This is a genomic window from Bradyrhizobium sp. CCBAU 53340, from assembly GCF_015291645.1.
Taxonomy (GTDB): Bacteria; Pseudomonadota; Alphaproteobacteria; order Rhizobiales; family Xanthobacteraceae; genus Bradyrhizobium.
In genome coordinates this window covers 952,957-968,211 of record NZ_CP030055.1, presented here as the reverse complement: position 1 = coordinate 968,211, position 15,255 = coordinate 952,957, and the positions used below count along the sequence as shown (strand labels likewise).

Here is a 15,255-nt window from a genome sequence, read left to right as displayed (position 1 = left end):
AGTTCATCCATGTCGGATCCGTTCCTCGCCGAGATCAGGATTTTCGCCGGTAGCTTCGCGCCCACCGGTTGGGCGCAGTGCAACGGTCAGCTGATGCCGATCTCGCAGAACACGGCGCTGTTCTCACTGCTCGGCACGATGTATGGCGGCGACGGCAAATCGACCTTCGCTCTGCCCAATCTGCAGGCCTCCGTGCCGATCGGCCAGGGGCAGGGCCCGGGCCTGACCGATCGGTTTATCGGCGAGAGCGCCGGCGCCCCCAACGTCACCCTGCTCACGTCGGAAATGCCGATCCACAACCACTTGATCCAGGGCTCTACCGAGGTGGGCGAACTCAAGCAGCCGGCTCCAACGGAGTTTCTCGCGAAATCCAAGGCGGGCACCAACTATCAATCGAACGTGTCGACCAATCTCGTCACGATGCATCCGCAGACGCTATCGCTGACCGGCGGTTCGCTGCCGCACAACAACCTGCAGCCGTTCCTGGCGCTCACCTACATCATCGCCCTCCAGGGCATCTTCCCACCGCGCGGCTGAGCGTCGGAGGTGGCAGAGTTGCCGGATTGGAGACGTGCGGCCGAAGCCGGCCTGACGTTCCGGCGGGTCACCGACGCCGATCTGCCTCTGCTGGCACGCATCTATGCGTCAACCCGCATCGACGAGCTGGCGCCGGTCCCCTGGAGCGATGCCGAGAAGGCTGCGTTCCTGGACATGCAGTTCCGGGCCCAACATGTGCATTATCAGCAAAATCATCCTGATGCGGACTGGCTAATCATCATGCGCAGCGCCGCGGATATCGGCCGGCTGTATCTTGAGCGGCTGCCGGACCGGCATTGCATCATCGACATCGCGCTGTTGCCGGACCATCGCGGCCGCGGCCTCGGCGAAGCGCTGCTGCGCGACCTCCTCGATGAGGCCGCCAGTGCCGGACGTGACGTCGAAATCCACGTCGAGAAGCAAAATCCGGCGATGGCGCTCTATCGCCGGCTGGGCTTCAGCACCCAGCAAGACAAGGGCGTCTACGACCTGATGCGCTGGACTGCGCCGCCGTCCCTCGACTACGCGAACACCGCCTGATAGCCGTTGCCTTCCTTGATCGGCCCGATAGGGACCAGGAAGAGCTCCATGGTGCCGACCGCCTCGTGTTCGACGAGGTAGATCGCCTGCGGCAGCCAGGGTCCCTGCGAACTCGCGAACAACAGCGAGAAAGCGCCGCCGCGGCGTCCGCTCACGCCAGCCCGATCGGCGCGGACAAGCCGCAGTGCAATGCGACCGTCCGCGGTGTGCAGGTCGAAGGTCGCGCCAAGATGCGGTGTGAAATCGTCAATCGCCAGGGCCGCAAGATCCACCGATGGCGCCATCTTCGCTCTCCCACAAAAAAGGCCGGCGACGAGCCGGCCCCTTCTTTCCCAGCTTCGCGATCGCTCAATATCTGGCGACGACCGGGCCGCCGAAGCGATAGTTGATTCGTGCCGTCACGAGATCGACGTCCTGGTGAATCCGGTCTGTGGCAAAGAAAGCCCCGGTCGTGTCCGTGAACGTGACCAGGCGATCCTGCATGAAGAGGCGATCATATTCGATTGCGGCCGACCACCCCGGCGCGAAGCCGAATTCGAAGCCGGCGCCAACAGTGCCTCCCCAGCGGGTATCGTTGCTGGCAGTGGCCGCCAGCACGCCGCCAACCGAGCTGTCGACATGAAACCGGTCGGCCGTCACGGCGGCGCCGCCCTTCACGTAGACCAGCACATTGTTCCAGGCGTAGCCGAGTTGTCCGGTGAAGAGGCCAAAGGCGTCGATGCGCGAAGCGTTGACGAAGGGAGGAAACGCCAAGCTGGTGTTGGAGCCCTTGAGATCCGCCCAGTCGCCCTGGGCTTCCACGCCGAACACCCAGTTGCTGGCCTGCCAGCGATAGCCAATCTGGCCGCCGGCAACGGCGCCGGTTGCATCATGGCAGCCCTCGGCGGCGACGAAGACGCCGGCCGGGGTGGTGAAGTCCCAGCACTTGCGGCTCGATCCCCAGCCGCCGTTGGCGCCGATGTAGAATCCGGTCCAGTCATACACGGCGGCCACCGGCATCGGCAGCGCCTTGGTGTAGGGGCGCGCCGCCAGGTCGGCGGCGGAGGCCGGACCGGCAAAATTCAAGGCAGCAACAACAACGGCACCCAGCAGCAGCTTCTTCATCTCGGCTCCCTCTCAGACCAGAGAAAATAGCCGGATTCGGCGGCGCTGGCTGTTGCCGGGAGACAACAAGGCGCAACTTAAAGTCGCCCCGTGGCGGACCACATCGAGGTCGAGCGATCGGCATCGTGGAAGGATCGATCGTGCGATCCCTGTTACGGCAACACTGAGCTGGATGGTGCCCAGGGGCGGAATCGAACCACCGACACTGCGATTTTCAGTCGCATGCTCTACCAACTGAGCTACCTGGGCGTGCTCCAAGAGAGGGGCCAAAGCCCATCGAGCGGGCGGTTTATAGTGGGCTCGCAGCGGCCTGTCTACCCACGCTTCGCCTTCGGCTGCGCGGGGCCCGGCCCGGCTGTGTAAAAGGTGAGGCAGGTTTGCTGCGGCTCGCGCGCGGCATCCCGGCCATCACTTCAAGCGACTGATATTGCTTGATTATTCGACATCATCCACCTCATCGTCGCGGCCGGGGATGACGTAGGAGCCCTTCAGCCAGCGGTTCAGATCGACGTCGCGGCAGCGCGAGGAGCAGAACGGGCGGGTCGCCTGCGCCTGCGGCTTGCCGCAGATCGGGCAGGTTTTGAGGGGCCCGGTGGTTTTTTTGACTTGGTCGTCCATGGTGGCATGCAGTCTACACGAGCTGACGAGGGTCAAGAGCCTCTCGGCAAACGGGTTCCTCCTGAAGAAGGGCATGCACCCCGCCGGCCGCTTCTACTGTGCATGGGGTTGTTTTCGGGATTTTGTCAGACCGCGGTGGCGTTGAGCCAGCCGAAGCGAATCGGAAAGCCTTCGCCGCCCAGCAGCGTCGTGGTCTCGTACAGCGGCAGCCCGACCACGTTGGTGTAGGACCCGACCATCTTCACCACGAACGAGCCGGCAATGCCCTGCACCGCGTAGCCGCCGGCTTTGCCGCGCCATTCGCCGGAGCCGATATAGGCCTGGATGTCGTCCTCCGAGAGGCGCTTGAAGCGGACGCGCGTCTCGACCAGGCGCTGGCGGAAGGCCTCGCGCGGCGTCACCAGGCAGATCGCGGTGTAGACGCGGTGGTTGCGCCCCGACAGCAGCCGCAGGCACTGCGCGGCCTCGTCCACCAGGTTCGCCTTGGGCAGGATGCGGCGGCCGACTGCCACCACGGTGTCGGCGGACAGGATGAAGGCGCCGCGCAGCTCGTCATCCAGCTGCACCGATTTGAGCGCCGCATCGGCCTTGGCGCGCGCGAGCCTGTTGGCGCAAGCGCGCGGCAGCTCACCCCGCCGCGGCGTCTCGTCGACGTCGGCCGGCCGGAGCGCATCGGGGTCGATGCCGGCCTGGTTGAGCAGCGACAGGCGCCGCGGCGAACCGGAGGCAAGAACGAATTTGGGGCGGCCGAGCATCAGGTGATTTTTGGGAAGATGAGGCAGGGGGTGAATTGCGCGCGGAACCTATCGGACGGGGCCTGATTTCACAACCCGGGAACCCGGACTTTGCTGATTCGAGGGTGTCCACATGCGTGTGCCCTTGGTCTGTGACGCGGGTGTTACGGGAGCCCCATGCCTACCCGCTCGCCGCGCCCACCTTGGCGAACCGCCGGCGGATGCGCATCAAGAGCTGGTCGCAGACCTCGCGATAGGCGGCGAGCTTCTGGTCGCGGCTGCCTTCGATGGTGGTGGGATCCTGCGTCGGCCAGTATTCGACATCGGCTGCGAGCGTGCGGGTCAGCTCCAGCGCCTTGTGGTGCGCCTCGGGCGAGAGCGTGATGATGAGGTCGAAATTCAACCCCTCCCAGTCCTCCAGCTCCTCGAAGGTCTGCGGCTTGTGGGCGGAGATGTCCTGGCCGAGCTCGGCCATCACGGCGACGGCGAAGGGATCGAGCTCGCCCTTCCTGGCGCCGGCCGACTTCACATAGAGGCCTTGCGGAAACATGTGCTGCAAGAGGCTCTCGGCCATCGGCGAGCGCACGCTGTTCATCGCGCAGGCGAACAGCACCGATTGCGGATCGCGTGCGCGTGGGGGCGCAGCCATCCGCGTTTAACCCTTCCAATGAAGAACGGTAATGAGCGTGAACAGCCGGCGCGACGTCTCGAAATCGACCCGCACCTTGCCCTTCAGCCGCTCCTGCAGCGTGCGCGATCCCTCGTCATGGATGCCGCGGCGGCCCATGTCGATGGCCTCGATCTTGTCCGGGGTCGCGGTGCGGATCGCCTGGTAGTAGCTGTCGCAGATCATGAAATAGTCCTTCACGATCCGTCGGAACGGCGTCAGCGACAAGAGATGCGCGACCACGGGCGTGCCGTCCTCTTGGCGGATGTCGAACATCAGGCGGTTGCCACTGATGCCGATATGCAGCGTGAACGGGCCCTTCCCCTCCGCCCCTTCCGGCGCGAACAGATTCTGCTCGATCAGGTCGTAGATCGCGATCGCGCGCTCATGCTCGATGTCGGGCCCGGAACGGCCGATCGAGTCTTCGTCGAGGGTGACCGCGACGATGCGATTCTGCGAGTCGTCCTGTTCGGGCGGCTTTGTCATGACAGATTGAGGCGCAATCCAATCGAGCGCGAATGAGCGTCCAGCCCTTCCGCCTGTCCAAGCGTCATCGCGGCCGGGCCCAGCGCGCGCAGCTGATCCGGGCCGCATTTCAGGATCGAGGTCCGCTTCATGAAATCGGCGACGCCGAGCCCTGAGGAGAAGCGCGCCGAGCGCGCCGTCGGCAGCACGTGATTGGAGCCGCCGACATAGTCGCCGATCGCCTCCGGCGTATGCGCGCCGAGAAACACGGCACCGGCGTTGCGGATCTTTGCAGCGAGCGCGTCGGGATCACTGGTCATGATCTCGAGATGCTCGGCGGCGATCGCGTCCGCAAGCGGAATGGCCTCAGTGAGAGACTTCACCATGATGATGGCGCCGAAATCGGCCCACGACTTGCCGGCAATCGCAGCACGCGGCAGAGTCCTCAGCTGCACTTCGACGGCCTTCTCGACGTCGGCGGCGAGCCGCGCGGAATCGGTGATCAGGATCGACTGCGCGCTGGCGTCGTGCTCGGCCTGCGCCAGCAGGTCGGCCGCGATCCAGTCGGCATTGCCGGTGTCGTCGGCAATCACCAGCACCTCGGAGGGCCCAGCGATCATGTCGATGCCGACCTTGCCGAACACCAGCCGCTTGGCGGCGGCGACAAAGGCATTGCCGGGTCCGACGATCTTGGCGACCGGCGCGATCGTCGCGGTGCCATAGGCGAGTGCGGCAACGGCCTGCGCACCGCCGACGCGGTAGATCTCGGTGACGCCGCCGAGCGAGGCGGCGGTCAGCACCAGCGGATTGAGCTTGCCGTCGGGCGACGGCACCACCATCACGAGGCGCGAGACGCCCGCGACCTTCGCCGGCACCGCGTTCATCAGCACCGAGGACGGATAGGCTGCGGTGCCGCCGGGCACGTAGAGGCCGGCCGATTCGATTGCGCTGTAACGCCAGCCGAGCTCGACGCCGAGCGGATCGGTGAAGCGCTCGTCCGTCGGCAACTGGCGGCGATGGTATGTCTCGATGCGGTCGCGCGCGAGCTTGAGTGCATCCAGCGTCACGGCATCGCAGGCCTTGACCGCAGTATCGATCTCGGCGGCCGTGACGCGCAGGCGGGATGCATCCAGCCTCAAGCGGTCGAACTTTGCCGTCGCCTCGAGCAGGGCAGCATCGCCACGCTTGGCCACGTCGTCGACGATGGCGCGCGCGGCGGCTTCGACGTCGGCCGAGACCTCGCGCTTGGCGGCGAGGAAGGCCGCGAATTGCTGGTCAAAATCGGCGCTGCTGCGGTCGAGACGAACGGGCATTTGGGCTTGGCTTCTGCTGGTTTTAGGGGGCGCAGTCTGGCTTACCGGCCCCCCTGCTCAATGGCGCGGCGGGGAAGCTGCGTCAACCCTCGGCCGCCAACCTTGGAAACGACCGTCCCGGCCCGGGGGTCTGAGCCGGGGACGCCGGTATACAGGCCGCCTCATCCCTCCCCCTCCGTCCCAACGCCCGTCCCGAGCTCGTCCGTCCCCAGGTCGGTCAGCTGGCATTCCAGGCATTCGACGTCGAGGCGGATCGCGCCGCCATGGGCAAACAGCAACAACGCGCTGCCGCCGGGCTCCTCGTCGCGGCCGCCCTGGGGATGAAACTCGATGCCGACGAGGTCCAGAACCTTGTCCGGCGCTTCCAAGTCGATGTTGCGTGATTTGCAGGCAAGCACGCGGTCGAAGCGGAGCGCTGCGACCAGCCGGCGCGGTTCGGTCTCACCGTCCAGCGTCTGCTCCCAATCCAGCCGGCTCATGCCGACCACGAGGCGCTTCTCGCCCTGCCGCCAGATGATGTCGGAGGGCTGGACGCGGGCATCCTGCACATGGGTCGAGATCACGGCGAGATCGTCAGAATCGAGGGCGATCAGTTTGAGCTGGGGAGACATCACCGACACTTCTCCTCGTGGGACCCGGACGGGACTCAACGCACGCTGGCGCTGAAGTATCCAAAAGCTCGCGGCCGATACAGGCCGCGAGCTCGAAGGATACACCGGTCAGCGTCGCTGAGACATCCCATCCTCACTCACAAGCAGTGAGGTCGCGCCTCATGCCTTGAAGAACGCCAGCAGGTCCGCGTTGATGGTCTCGGCTTCCGTGGTCGGCATGCCATGCGGAAAGCCCTTGTAGGTTTTCAGCGTGCCGTTCTTGAGCAGCTTGGCCGACAATGGCGCGGAATCCGCGTAAGGCACGACCTGGTCGTCGTCGCCATGCATCACCAGCACGGGCACGTTGATCTTCTTCAGATCCTCGGTGAAGTCGGTCTGCGAGAACGCGACGATGCCGTCGTAATGCGCCTTCGCGCCACCCATCATGCCCTGGCGCCACCAGTTCTGGATCACCGCTTCCGACGGTTTGGCGCCGGGACGGTTGTAGCCGTAGAACGGGCCGGCGGCGATGTCGCGGTAGAAGGCCGAGCGGCCGGCGGCGAGCGCGGCCTGGAAGCCGTCGAACACGCTCTTCGGCAGACCGCCGGGATTGGCCTCCGTCTTCACCATCAGCGGCGGCACCGCTGCGATGATCGCCGCCTTCGCCACGCGCGACTCGCCGTGGCGCGCAATGTAGTGCACGACCTCGCCGCCGCCGGTGGAATGACCGACATGGAGGGCGCTTTTGAGATCGAGATGCGCGGTCAGCGCGGCGAGATCGTCGGCATAGTGATCCATGTCGTGGCCATCGGCGACCTGCGCCGAGCGGCCATGACCGCGGCGGTCATGGGCGATGACGCGATAGCCGCGGGTGACGAAGAACATCATCTGCGCGTCCCAATCGTCCGATGACAGCGGCCAGCCATGGCTGAACACGATCGGCTGGCCCGAGCCCCAATCCTTGTAGAAGATCTCGACGCCGTCTTTGGTAGTGATGGTAGGCATGGGGGACTCCTTTAGTCGGAAACGATCAGGCAAACGCCATCGGCTTGTAGCGGCGCCAGGCACCGATGGTCACCAGCACGAAGAACACCAGAACGATGCCCTGCACCACGGCGAACACCGGCCCGGACGGCGGCGCCGGCGGCACGGCGGGCGCGAGCGCGGCCAGCGCCGGGATCTTCAGGAACGACTGGATGATCAGCACGAAGACGTTGAAGTAGAGAGAGATCATCGCGGTCACGACATAGATCGAGCGCCAGGCGCCCCTCAGCTTCATGCCGTACAGCGCGACGCAGGCGATCGCGAGCAGCACCAGCGAGATGGCGGCGATGATGTAGGAGGGCAGCAGCTCCTTGAACGGGAACAGGAAGCCCGTCGCGTTGGTCAGAATCGTGAACAGCAGGAAGATCGCGGTGAGACCCGGCATCGGCTTCGAGCCGAGCAGGCCGAACATCACGATGAGGCCGGTGGCGATGCCAATCAGGCTGATGACGACATGGACCAGTGTGAAGGCTTGCAGGCTCATCCCGAGAACCATGGCATCTCTCCTACTCTCTGTGTTGAGATCGGGAGATTGATAATACGCCCCTCACCGGATTACCACCTGCACTCGCATCACACATGCGCGTGCAGCCATGCCTATTCGCGCGAGTCGAAAGCGCATGACTGAATTTTTTGCAGCGCTGTCACAGACAGCGGCAGTTTGTGGTGTAGCCCGGATGGAGCGTAGCGCAATCCGGGGCTCTTGCCCCCTAGGGATACTGTCCCGGATTACGCTGCGCTCCATCCGGGCTACGAGATCAAGGCCTCACACTTCCTTGGTGTCGAAGATCAAAAGGTCGGCGCCGCCGCTGGCGAATTTCGGCACGTCACCGGCGGCCGCCTTGCCGGCTTCGCTGCCGAAGGCCTTCTGGATGTCGCCCACGCTGTCGAAGGTGAGAATGGCGACGAGGTGAATGCCCGAGGGACCTGCGGGCGAGCCGACGGCGCCGGTGCTGACGGCATATTTCTTCAGGCCGGGGAGTTTCTTGGCGAGCGGAATGTGGGTCTCGGCATAGTGCTTGTCGAAGGCGGCAGCATCCTTGGGCGTCTTGTAGAGCACGACGAGTTCGGCCATTGAGTCCTCCCGTTAGGCGTTTTGTTTGTAGCTCCTCATGGTGAGGAGGCGCGCAAGCGCCGTCTCGAACCATGCAGGCCCGGCTTTGGCAGTCGGGCCTCGATCCTTCGAGACGCCGCTATCGCGGCTCCTCAGGATGAGGAGATAGTCTGCATCCGGACGTGCGATGGCAAGCCATAATCGGCTTGCCGTCTGCTTGTCTTCTGCTTGACTAATCTTCTTGAGCTCTAAAGCGTCGGTTTTGCGGCGTCGCCGAGATAGCCGTGCAGGGAGGCGACGACTTGGGCGCCTTCGCCGATGGCGCCGCCGACGCGCTTGACCGAGCCGGAGCGGACGTCGCCGACGGCGTAGACGCCGGGCACGGAGGTCTCGAGCGGCGCCACCGGCCTGCCCTGGTTCAGCTCGGACTGCGCGCCTGTCACGACGAAGCCGCCGCGATCGAGCGTCACGCCGCAGCCATCGAGCCAGCCGGTGGCGGGATCGGCGCCGACGAACAAGAACAGGTTCTTGACGTCGGCGGAATCCTCGTCATCCGACAGCCGGCTCTTCCAGCGGATCCGCCGCAGCAGCGCGGCCTCGTCGCCTTCGAGCGCCGTGATCTCGGTGTTGAACAGGAGCTCGATGTTCGGCGTCGCTTCGATGCGCTCGATGAGATAGCGCGACATGCTGGCGCCGAGGCCGCCGCCGCGGATGATCATCAAGACTTTCTTCGCATGCCCCGACAGGAACACCGCCGCCTGCCCCGCCGAATTGCCGGCGCCGACCAGCGCCACCTCCTCGCCGGCACACAGCTTCGCCTCGACCGGAGACGCCCAGTACCAGACGCCGCGGCCCTCGAACTTGTCGAGGTTGGCGATATCAGGACGGCGATAGCGCGCGCCGCTTGCCACCACCACCGAACGCGAGCGCAAGGGATCGCTGCCCTCGAGCGTCACTGCGAACGCGCCGTCCTTGCGCGCGCAATCGAGCGACTTCACCGTGACGGGGATCATGATGTCGGCGCCGAACTTCTGCGCCTGGTTGAACGCGCGCGCCGTAAGCGCCAGGCCGGAAATGCCGGTCGGAAAGCCCAGATAGTTTTCGATGCGCGCGCTGGCGCCGGCCTGGCCGCCAAAGGCTCTGGTATCGAGCACAGCGACCGATAGCCCTTCGGAGGCCGCGTACACGGCGGTCGCGAGCCCTGCCGGGCCGCAGCCGACGATTGCGACGTCGTAGATACGATCGTTGCGCGGGCCGCCGATCATGCCGATCGCGCGCGCAAGCTCGGTCTCGCCGGGGTTGCGCAGCACCTCGCCGCTGGCGGCAACCACCAGCGGCCAATCCTCAGGCTTCGGCGAATAGCGCGCGATCAATTCGGCGGCGTCGCGATCCTTGTCGGGATCGAGCAGATGATGCGGCTGGCCATTGCGGGTGAGAAAGCCCTGCAAGCGCACCACGCCGGCCGAATGCGAGGGACCGATCAGCACGATACCGCCGACGCCGGCCTGGAGCAGATTGACCCGGCGCAGGATCAGCGCGCGCATGATGCGCTCGCCGAGCTCGGCCTCGGCGACCAGCAGCGCGCGCAGCCGCTCGGGCGGCAACAGCAGCGTTTCGACATCGCCTTCGGCGCGGCCATCGACCAGCGCCGGGCGGCCGGACAGCTGGCCGAGCTCGGCCAGGAATTGCCCCGGCCCCTGGTCGATCAAGGGGGTGACATTGCCGAGGCCATCGCGCTGGGTGATGGCGACATGGCCCTTGAGCACGACGAACATGCCCGGCCCCGGCTTGCCGGTCTCGAACAGCAGCTCGCCGTCTTTATAAGTGCGGAGCTCGCCGAAATTCCTGATGCGCTCGATCTCGGCTGACGTCAGCGCCGGAAACGTCTGCTCGGGGCGGGTGAATCGCGCCATCTGCACGTCGCGATCGGTTCGGTATGATTCGTCTTGCCCCGTGGTCACTGCATGCACTCCAAAAATGTCCAGCCGCTCGATTTCAGGCTCAGGTCTTGCCGGCGGCCCCCTCATCTAGGCCCATCGTCAACTTGCGAGGGGTCGCCGCTTGCGGCGCGTTCGCGCGCCTGCGCCTTGCGCCGCTTCAGATTCTCGCGCAGCGCCGATTTCAGCCGGTCGTCACGCGAGGGCCTCGCTTGTCCAGTGGTCTTGTCGCTCTCGTCAGCCATCACGAGTCCATCCAGTTCGGCGATAACATGCCCAGACAATGCGGCAGCTCAAGAGGCCCCTAATGGTCCCGATCGTGCAAAACTCAAAATGGGTCGAATCCGCCGCACCGGCCAACTGGCCAGTTGGCGGGGATCGGAACCGAAATCGGCCGAAAGTCGATCGTTTCCGGCCAAAACAACCGTAATAACCCCGATATCGCCCCGATTTTCTCGTTTCGGCAGGTCTTGCAAGCTTGCACAGCGGGGAGGCCTGTGGCAGATATCGGCCCGCTTGGTAGGCCCCTCGGGCGGCCGATTCTGATCCCAGCACATGCTGCCGTAGCTCAGTGGTAGAGCACTCCATTGGTAATGGAGAGGTCGACAGTTCAATCCTGTCTGGCAGCACCATTTCTCATCTTCGAAAGTAAGCATGAGCAGGCATTCTCGCGGCACGAAACGCCCGAGTTTTGCTCGTCTTTCGTTGCCCGCCTCCTTGGGAGAGGGCGCAGGGAAGACCGGGTGCCGACGTGCACCCGCGGTCCGCTGCGCGAATGTGTAGCGCAAGGAAACCGCACAGCAGCATACAGTTGACGCCGAACACTCGGCCTTCCCTGCGCGGTGGTCGGACGGCTTATGCCGTGCTCTCCCCGGAGACGAATTCCATTTGCCTCCGTCACTCCTGCGGAATTCACCGACACCGCGCCGGTTGACGCCAGTGCCGCCTCCGCAAGTGCTTGACCGTAGCGACGACGGCCAGGACCACACGATTTTGCCGTACGCGTAGGCGCCGTTCGTACGACACGGCTTGTGCCGGGCTCACGGGGTTCGGCTCAATCCTCTGCCCGCCCTGCCCTCACATCCGCGCCGGCGCTGCCGCGTCCACCGCTTCCCCGGGCCCACGTTCGTGACGACGTACGATCGCCCCTCTCCTTCGGGCCGGGATGGCGAGAGAATGCCGCAAAACCGAATTTCGGTAAAGTAGAATCTTTTTGCGGAGAGGGGTTGACGGGGTTTGGCGGAAGGGCGGGTGTTTTGCCCGACAGGCCAAATCATCAGCCACACCTATGAACCCAGGCGCTGCTTTGCTTGCTAAAGCGAAGCAAGGTCGACGACAGTCGAACCGTGTTTCTGCTAGCTCGCTGATCTTGAGGTCCGCCTGTCCCCGGCAGCGCCTCAGTTAAGCCGAATGGGATAGGGACGACACGCAAGCTCCCAGTGTGTATCGTTGCTGACATCGTCGTACTTCCAGTCGATCTCGACACTCCTGGTGATCCGGTCAATCCGGCCAGAGATGATCGGATTTCCCCCCGCATGCGGGCTACTGAACCCGACGAACAGAAGCGTAGTAGTCGTGATCGGTATTTGGTTATCAAGGAACGAGACCGTTTGATCAGCTACGTTCACGTCGATGTAGATATTGGTGACTGGGTCGAGTTTCAGCTCTGTTGTAGCCGTAGACCTACTCGTCCCATTGCAGGCCAGCGTGATCTTCGGGGCATCCTGCTGCGCATTTGCGGACTGCGTCAGCACCAGAAACAGAACGGCGCAAGCGAACCTCATCGACACGACCTCTTTCACGCGCCGTCTGTAGCGGCGATCTAACCCACGACCAGCGTAGTCGCATATGTCCGCAACGTTCTGGAATTCAGCTGACGCGGGAACGCCACTGTCGAGCGCGGCCGGGTAAGGTTAATTCTTCCTTTCGATTGTCGGTAAAATTTTATCTATTATCGTCCTGGGCATTCAAGACGAACTCGGGGCTTCGATAGTGTTTGCGTTTTGCCTGATCGTGACTGGGACTGCGTTGCTTCTGTCTGGCCTCGTTGCCTTCGGCCTTCATCGAAATTCGCTGCACTCGTTGGCGCTGCTGTAGCGGTGTCGAGCCGGCGCGCAAGGTGGCAAGACCCACCCTGCGCGGCTACGCTCTCTCCAAGGGACCAGCCAGCAACGCCGGCAGGTCGCCCATCCGGTGAAAGACCCCGTCGCAGATCGCCGCCAGCTCCTGCGCGCTATCAGGATGACCTCCGGCAAAACCCAGGACCTTCATTCCTGCGGCCCTGGCTGCGCGGGCTCCAGACAGCGAGTCCTCGATGACGACGCAGGCCGAGGGCTGCGCGCCCATCGTTTGCGCCGCATGCAGGAACAGGCCGGGATCCGGCTTCCACGAACCGACCTCGTAGGCGCTGAAGATGCGGCCCTCGAAGTGACCGAGAAGCTCAGTCAATCCGAGCGCATGCGTCAGTTTCGACATCGGCCCGTTCGACGCCACGCAAACGGGAATGGTGATTTCAGCCAGCGCGGCATGAATGCCGTCGACAGGCCTCAGCTCGGCCTCAAAGGCCAGCGCGGTGGCCTGTCGCACGTCGGCGACGAAGGAATCCCGGACGCCGCGGCCGAGCCGGCGCTCGACCTCGCGCACGCAATCCGTCATCTTGACCCCTCGGAAGGACCGTACGGCGTCCTCAACGCCGATCGTCACGCCTTCCTCGGCTGCGATCCGGGCGAAGGCAGTCAGTGCGATGACCTCGCTGTCGACCAAGACGCCGTCAGAATCGAAGATCACGAGCTCGGGAATTGCACGCGCATTCATTTCGCAGCGGTGTCTTCATCGCGCGCCTGATGCCCCGCGACGCGCTCGTCCGCCCGGCGCAGCCGCCGGCACAGCTCGCGATTGATGTTCTGCAGGACGATCACATAGGCGCGGATATCGGCCTTGTAGCAGGCGTAGAGCTTTTGCGCCGTCAGCTCGTAGAGCACCGTCGGGTTCTCCGCGACCACGGTGGCCGACCGGTTCTGCATTTCGATCAGCGTCATCTCGCCAAAAAAATCGCCGGGCTCCAGAGCGGAAAGCGGGATGGCGTTCCCCTCATGGGTCCGTTTGCTCACTGCTAGCCGGCCCGACTTGACGATGAACATCGAGCGGCCCGGTTCGCCTTCGGCGACGACGGTCGTCCCGGCGTCGAAGCGGCACTCGACCAGCATCGAGATCAGGAGCTCGAGGCTGGCATCCGACAGGCCGCCGAAGAACGGCGTCGCGAGCAGGAACGCTTTCAGGTCGGGGGCGCTGGCGGTCATGGCGCAAGCATATCTGGCGTCGCCATCAGCGGCAATCGGCCCGCAGGATGAGTCCGAGCCATCCTACGCCCTCTCGGCCTGCACCATCCGCTTTCGCCAGAGATCGGCCATGACCTTCACGGTTGCTGCAAGCACAGCCGCGCACAGCACCGCCTTCGAGATGGTCTCCATCGTGCCCTCGATCAGCAGGCAATGCACCACGCCTCCGACAACGATGACGATCGCGAGCGGGATATGGACCATGCGCCAGGTTCGCAGCCGCAGGCCCAGCCGGCGGCGCAAGCTCGCCAGAATCGCAACGGCGAAGATCGCCCACATGGCGATCACGCCAAAGGGAGAGAACGGCGTCGGCGAGGAGAAGGTGAGCGCGTCGATCATATCGGGCGGGCTGGTGAACCAGAGACCGGCGACGTGGATCACCACCGAGAAGGCCAACGCGCCGCCGATCCAGTGATGGACGCGCCTGCTGCGATAGGCCGATAGTCCAGGCAAAACGCCACCAATCAGCAGCGGCTGGACCAGCACGAGAGCGAGGGCGACGATGCCGGCAAAGCCGGCGAGGATGTAGACCGGACCGCGCCATGCCAGCTGCTCGCTCCCTGCTGCGAGCGCGATCGGCACGCCGATGGCCAGAGCAAGGGCGGTCCAGACCAGGGATCTCCACCCTCTCAGCTGCCCTTGCCCCTGCAACGCGGTCAGGCCGGCTGAAGCACGAAATGCGCCTCGAGGCTGGTGTCCTTTGCGCTGCGCATGATCGGCCGCAGGAACACGGTCTTGAACTCACCGCTGTCATAAGCGAGGTGGCCATGCGGCTGGCCGAAGATCGGAATGATCTGCGGCATCTCGAGCCGGAACGTGCCATCCTTGTCGGTCAGCGTGGCGCCGTGACTCTGCGGCTCGTGCTCCTGACCTTCGACCGTGTGCGCCCAGATCTGGATGCGCTGCCCGGCGAGCGGCGCGCCGTCGCCGGCGCGGCGCACGGTGCCGCTCATCCAGAAGCCGCCCTTGCCGATCCGCTCCACGATCGGCGCCCCCTTGCGATAATTGTTCGCGCCGCCCGTCATCGACTCGGTTGGCGCAAGACCTTCCGCGCGCGCCGGCAGCAAGAGACCTGAGGTGCCGGCGGCCGAAACCCCGAATGCAAGGACGGAACCACCGGCAATGAGGAGGTTGCGGCGGCTGAGTACGACAGAGGTCATGTCAGGTCCTCCTGGCGACGGTGGCTTACATGGAGGATACAACAACGCGCGTCAGACGCCCAGTTGAGGCAAAGGGCGGAACGGGTCGCAATAACAGGGTTGTGAACGCGAATGCAGGCCAGCCTCGCTGGCTTGTCTGCTGCTGCTCGAAGGG

Annotated in this window: 19 protein-coding genes, 2 tRNA genes and 1 pseudogene; 3 read left to right on the top strand and 19 right to left on the bottom strand. The window is 64.6% G+C overall.

The genetic code is table 11. The annotated features are described in order from the left end of the window. The first annotated feature begins 9 nt into the window (after nucleotides 1-9). Entirely contained in the window at nucleotides 10-537 is a 528-nt protein-coding gene (locus tag XH89_RS04595) for a phage tail protein (RefSeq protein ID WP_194465931.1), read from the top strand. Nucleotides 538-546: 9 nt separating this feature from the next. After that, nucleotides 547-1,077 (top strand): GNAT family N-acetyltransferase, encoded by a 531-nt coding sequence (locus XH89_RS04590; protein ID WP_194465930.1) that lies wholly within the window; start codon nucleotides 547-549, stop codon nucleotides 1,075-1,077. On the opposite strand, the gene XH89_RS04585 is transcribed toward XH89_RS04590, so the two are convergent. The 14 genes and pseudogenes from XH89_RS04585 to XH89_RS04520 form a co-directional block, all read right to left on the bottom strand. After that, complete coding sequence (locus tag XH89_RS04585; RefSeq protein WP_194465929.1) at nucleotides 1,059-1,361, bottom strand: hypothetical protein; 303 nt, start codon at nucleotides 1,359-1,361, stop codon at nucleotides 1,059-1,061. The two genes, XH89_RS04590 and XH89_RS04585, sit on opposite strands and share 19 nt — an antisense overlap. 64 nt (nucleotides 1,362-1,425) lie before the next feature. Continuing rightward, on the bottom strand, nucleotides 1,426-2,181 hold the full coding sequence (locus XH89_RS04580) for an outer membrane protein (protein WP_194465928.1): 756 nt from the start codon (nucleotides 2,179-2,181) through the stop codon (nucleotides 1,426-1,428). Nucleotides 2,182-2,354: 173 nt separating this feature from the next. Beyond that, nucleotides 2,355-2,430: transfer RNA gene (locus tag XH89_RS04575), tRNA-Phe, on the bottom strand. A 186-nt stretch (nucleotides 2,431-2,616) separates the two neighbouring features. Continuing rightward, nucleotides 2,617-2,799 carry a DNA gyrase inhibitor YacG gene (yacG, locus tag XH89_RS04570; RefSeq protein WP_194468373.1) on the bottom strand — a complete coding sequence of 61 codons (183 nt, stop codon included), beginning with the start codon at nucleotides 2,797-2,799 and terminating at the stop codon, nucleotides 2,617-2,619. A gap of 125 nt (nucleotides 2,800-2,924) precedes the next feature. Beyond that, the gene (locus XH89_RS04565; protein WP_188098821.1) at nucleotides 2,925-3,554 is read right to left on the bottom strand and encodes a Maf-like protein; all 630 of its coding nucleotides are present in this window, start codon (nucleotides 3,552-3,554) and stop codon (nucleotides 2,925-2,927) included. 160 nt (nucleotides 3,555-3,714) lie between these two features. Continuing rightward, nucleotides 3,715-4,182: a low molecular weight phosphatase family protein gene (locus XH89_RS04560; protein WP_194465927.1), complete on the bottom strand. Its 468-nt coding sequence runs from the start codon at nucleotides 4,180-4,182 to the stop codon at nucleotides 3,715-3,717. 6 nt (nucleotides 4,183-4,188) lie between these two features. Further along, nucleotides 4,189-4,686, bottom strand: a complete 498-nt coding sequence (locus XH89_RS04555; RefSeq protein ID WP_188098817.1) for a UPF0262 family protein — start codon at nucleotides 4,684-4,686, stop codon at nucleotides 4,189-4,191. Continuing rightward, nucleotides 4,683-5,978 (bottom strand): histidinol dehydrogenase, encoded by a 1,296-nt coding sequence (gene hisD / locus XH89_RS04550; RefSeq protein ID WP_194465926.1) that lies wholly within the window; start codon nucleotides 5,976-5,978, stop codon nucleotides 4,683-4,685. Before hisD ends, XH89_RS04555 begins: the two co-directional genes overlap by 4 nt. A gap of 161 nt (nucleotides 5,979-6,139) precedes the next feature. Next, nucleotides 6,140-6,589: a DUF2948 family protein gene (locus XH89_RS04545; protein ID WP_194468372.1), complete on the bottom strand. Its 450-nt coding sequence runs from the start codon at nucleotides 6,587-6,589 to the stop codon at nucleotides 6,140-6,142. 159 nt (nucleotides 6,590-6,748) lie between these two features. Beyond that, nucleotides 6,749-7,573: an alpha/beta fold hydrolase gene (locus XH89_RS04540; protein ID WP_194465925.1), complete on the bottom strand. Its 825-nt coding sequence runs from the start codon at nucleotides 7,571-7,573 to the stop codon at nucleotides 6,749-6,751. Between the two features lie 25 nt (nucleotides 7,574-7,598). Further along, nucleotides 7,599-8,108 (bottom strand): hypothetical protein, encoded by a 510-nt coding sequence (locus XH89_RS04535; protein ID WP_194465924.1) that lies wholly within the window; start codon nucleotides 8,106-8,108, stop codon nucleotides 7,599-7,601. 270 nt (nucleotides 8,109-8,378) lie between these two features. Next, nucleotides 8,379-8,687, bottom strand: a complete 309-nt coding sequence (locus XH89_RS04530) for an EthD family reductase (protein ID WP_100175035.1) — start codon at nucleotides 8,685-8,687, stop codon at nucleotides 8,379-8,381. Nucleotides 8,688-8,914: 227 nt separating this feature from the next. Next, nucleotides 8,915-10,579: an FAD-dependent oxidoreductase gene (locus XH89_RS04525; protein ID WP_194465923.1), complete on the bottom strand. Its 1,665-nt coding sequence runs from the start codon at nucleotides 10,577-10,579 to the stop codon at nucleotides 8,915-8,917. An 88-nt stretch (nucleotides 10,580-10,667) separates the two neighbouring features. Beyond that, nucleotides 10,668-10,848: pseudogene (locus XH89_RS04520) on the bottom strand (hypothetical protein). Nucleotides 10,849-11,160: 312 nt separating this feature from the next. Between XH89_RS04520 and XH89_RS04515 the strand changes: the two are divergent. Further along, nucleotides 11,161-11,235: transfer RNA gene (locus tag XH89_RS04515), tRNA-Thr, on the top strand. Nucleotides 11,236-12,000: 765 nt separating this feature from the next. Here the strand turns inward: XH89_RS04515 and XH89_RS04510 are convergent. The 5 genes from XH89_RS04510 to XH89_RS04490 all read right to left on the bottom strand — a co-directional run bounded on the left by XH89_RS04510 (nucleotide 12,001) and on the right by XH89_RS04490 (nucleotide 15,101). Continuing rightward, on the bottom strand, nucleotides 12,001-12,405 hold the full coding sequence (locus XH89_RS04510; protein ID WP_194465921.1) for a hypothetical protein: 405 nt from the start codon (nucleotides 12,403-12,405) through the stop codon (nucleotides 12,001-12,003). A gap of 340 nt (nucleotides 12,406-12,745) precedes the next feature. Next, nucleotides 12,746-13,417, bottom strand: a complete 672-nt coding sequence (locus tag XH89_RS04505) for an HAD-IA family hydrolase (protein WP_194465920.1) — start codon at nucleotides 13,415-13,417, stop codon at nucleotides 12,746-12,748. Beyond that, nucleotides 13,414-13,902, bottom strand: a complete 489-nt coding sequence (locus tag XH89_RS04500) for a Crp/Fnr family transcriptional regulator (RefSeq protein ID WP_194465919.1) — start codon at nucleotides 13,900-13,902, stop codon at nucleotides 13,414-13,416. The genes XH89_RS04505 and XH89_RS04500 overlap by 4 nt, the downstream gene beginning before the upstream one ends. Nucleotides 13,903-13,965: 63 nt before the next feature. Then, nucleotides 13,966-14,523, bottom strand: a complete 558-nt coding sequence (locus tag XH89_RS04495) for a ferric reductase-like transmembrane domain-containing protein (RefSeq protein ID WP_371825197.1) — start codon at nucleotides 14,521-14,523, stop codon at nucleotides 13,966-13,968. Nucleotides 14,524-14,597: 74 nt separating this feature from the next. Continuing rightward, entirely contained in the window at nucleotides 14,598-15,101 is a 504-nt protein-coding gene (locus tag XH89_RS04490) for a Twin-arginine translocation pathway signal (protein WP_194465918.1), read from the bottom strand. Nucleotides 15,102-15,255 lie beyond the last annotated feature (154 nt).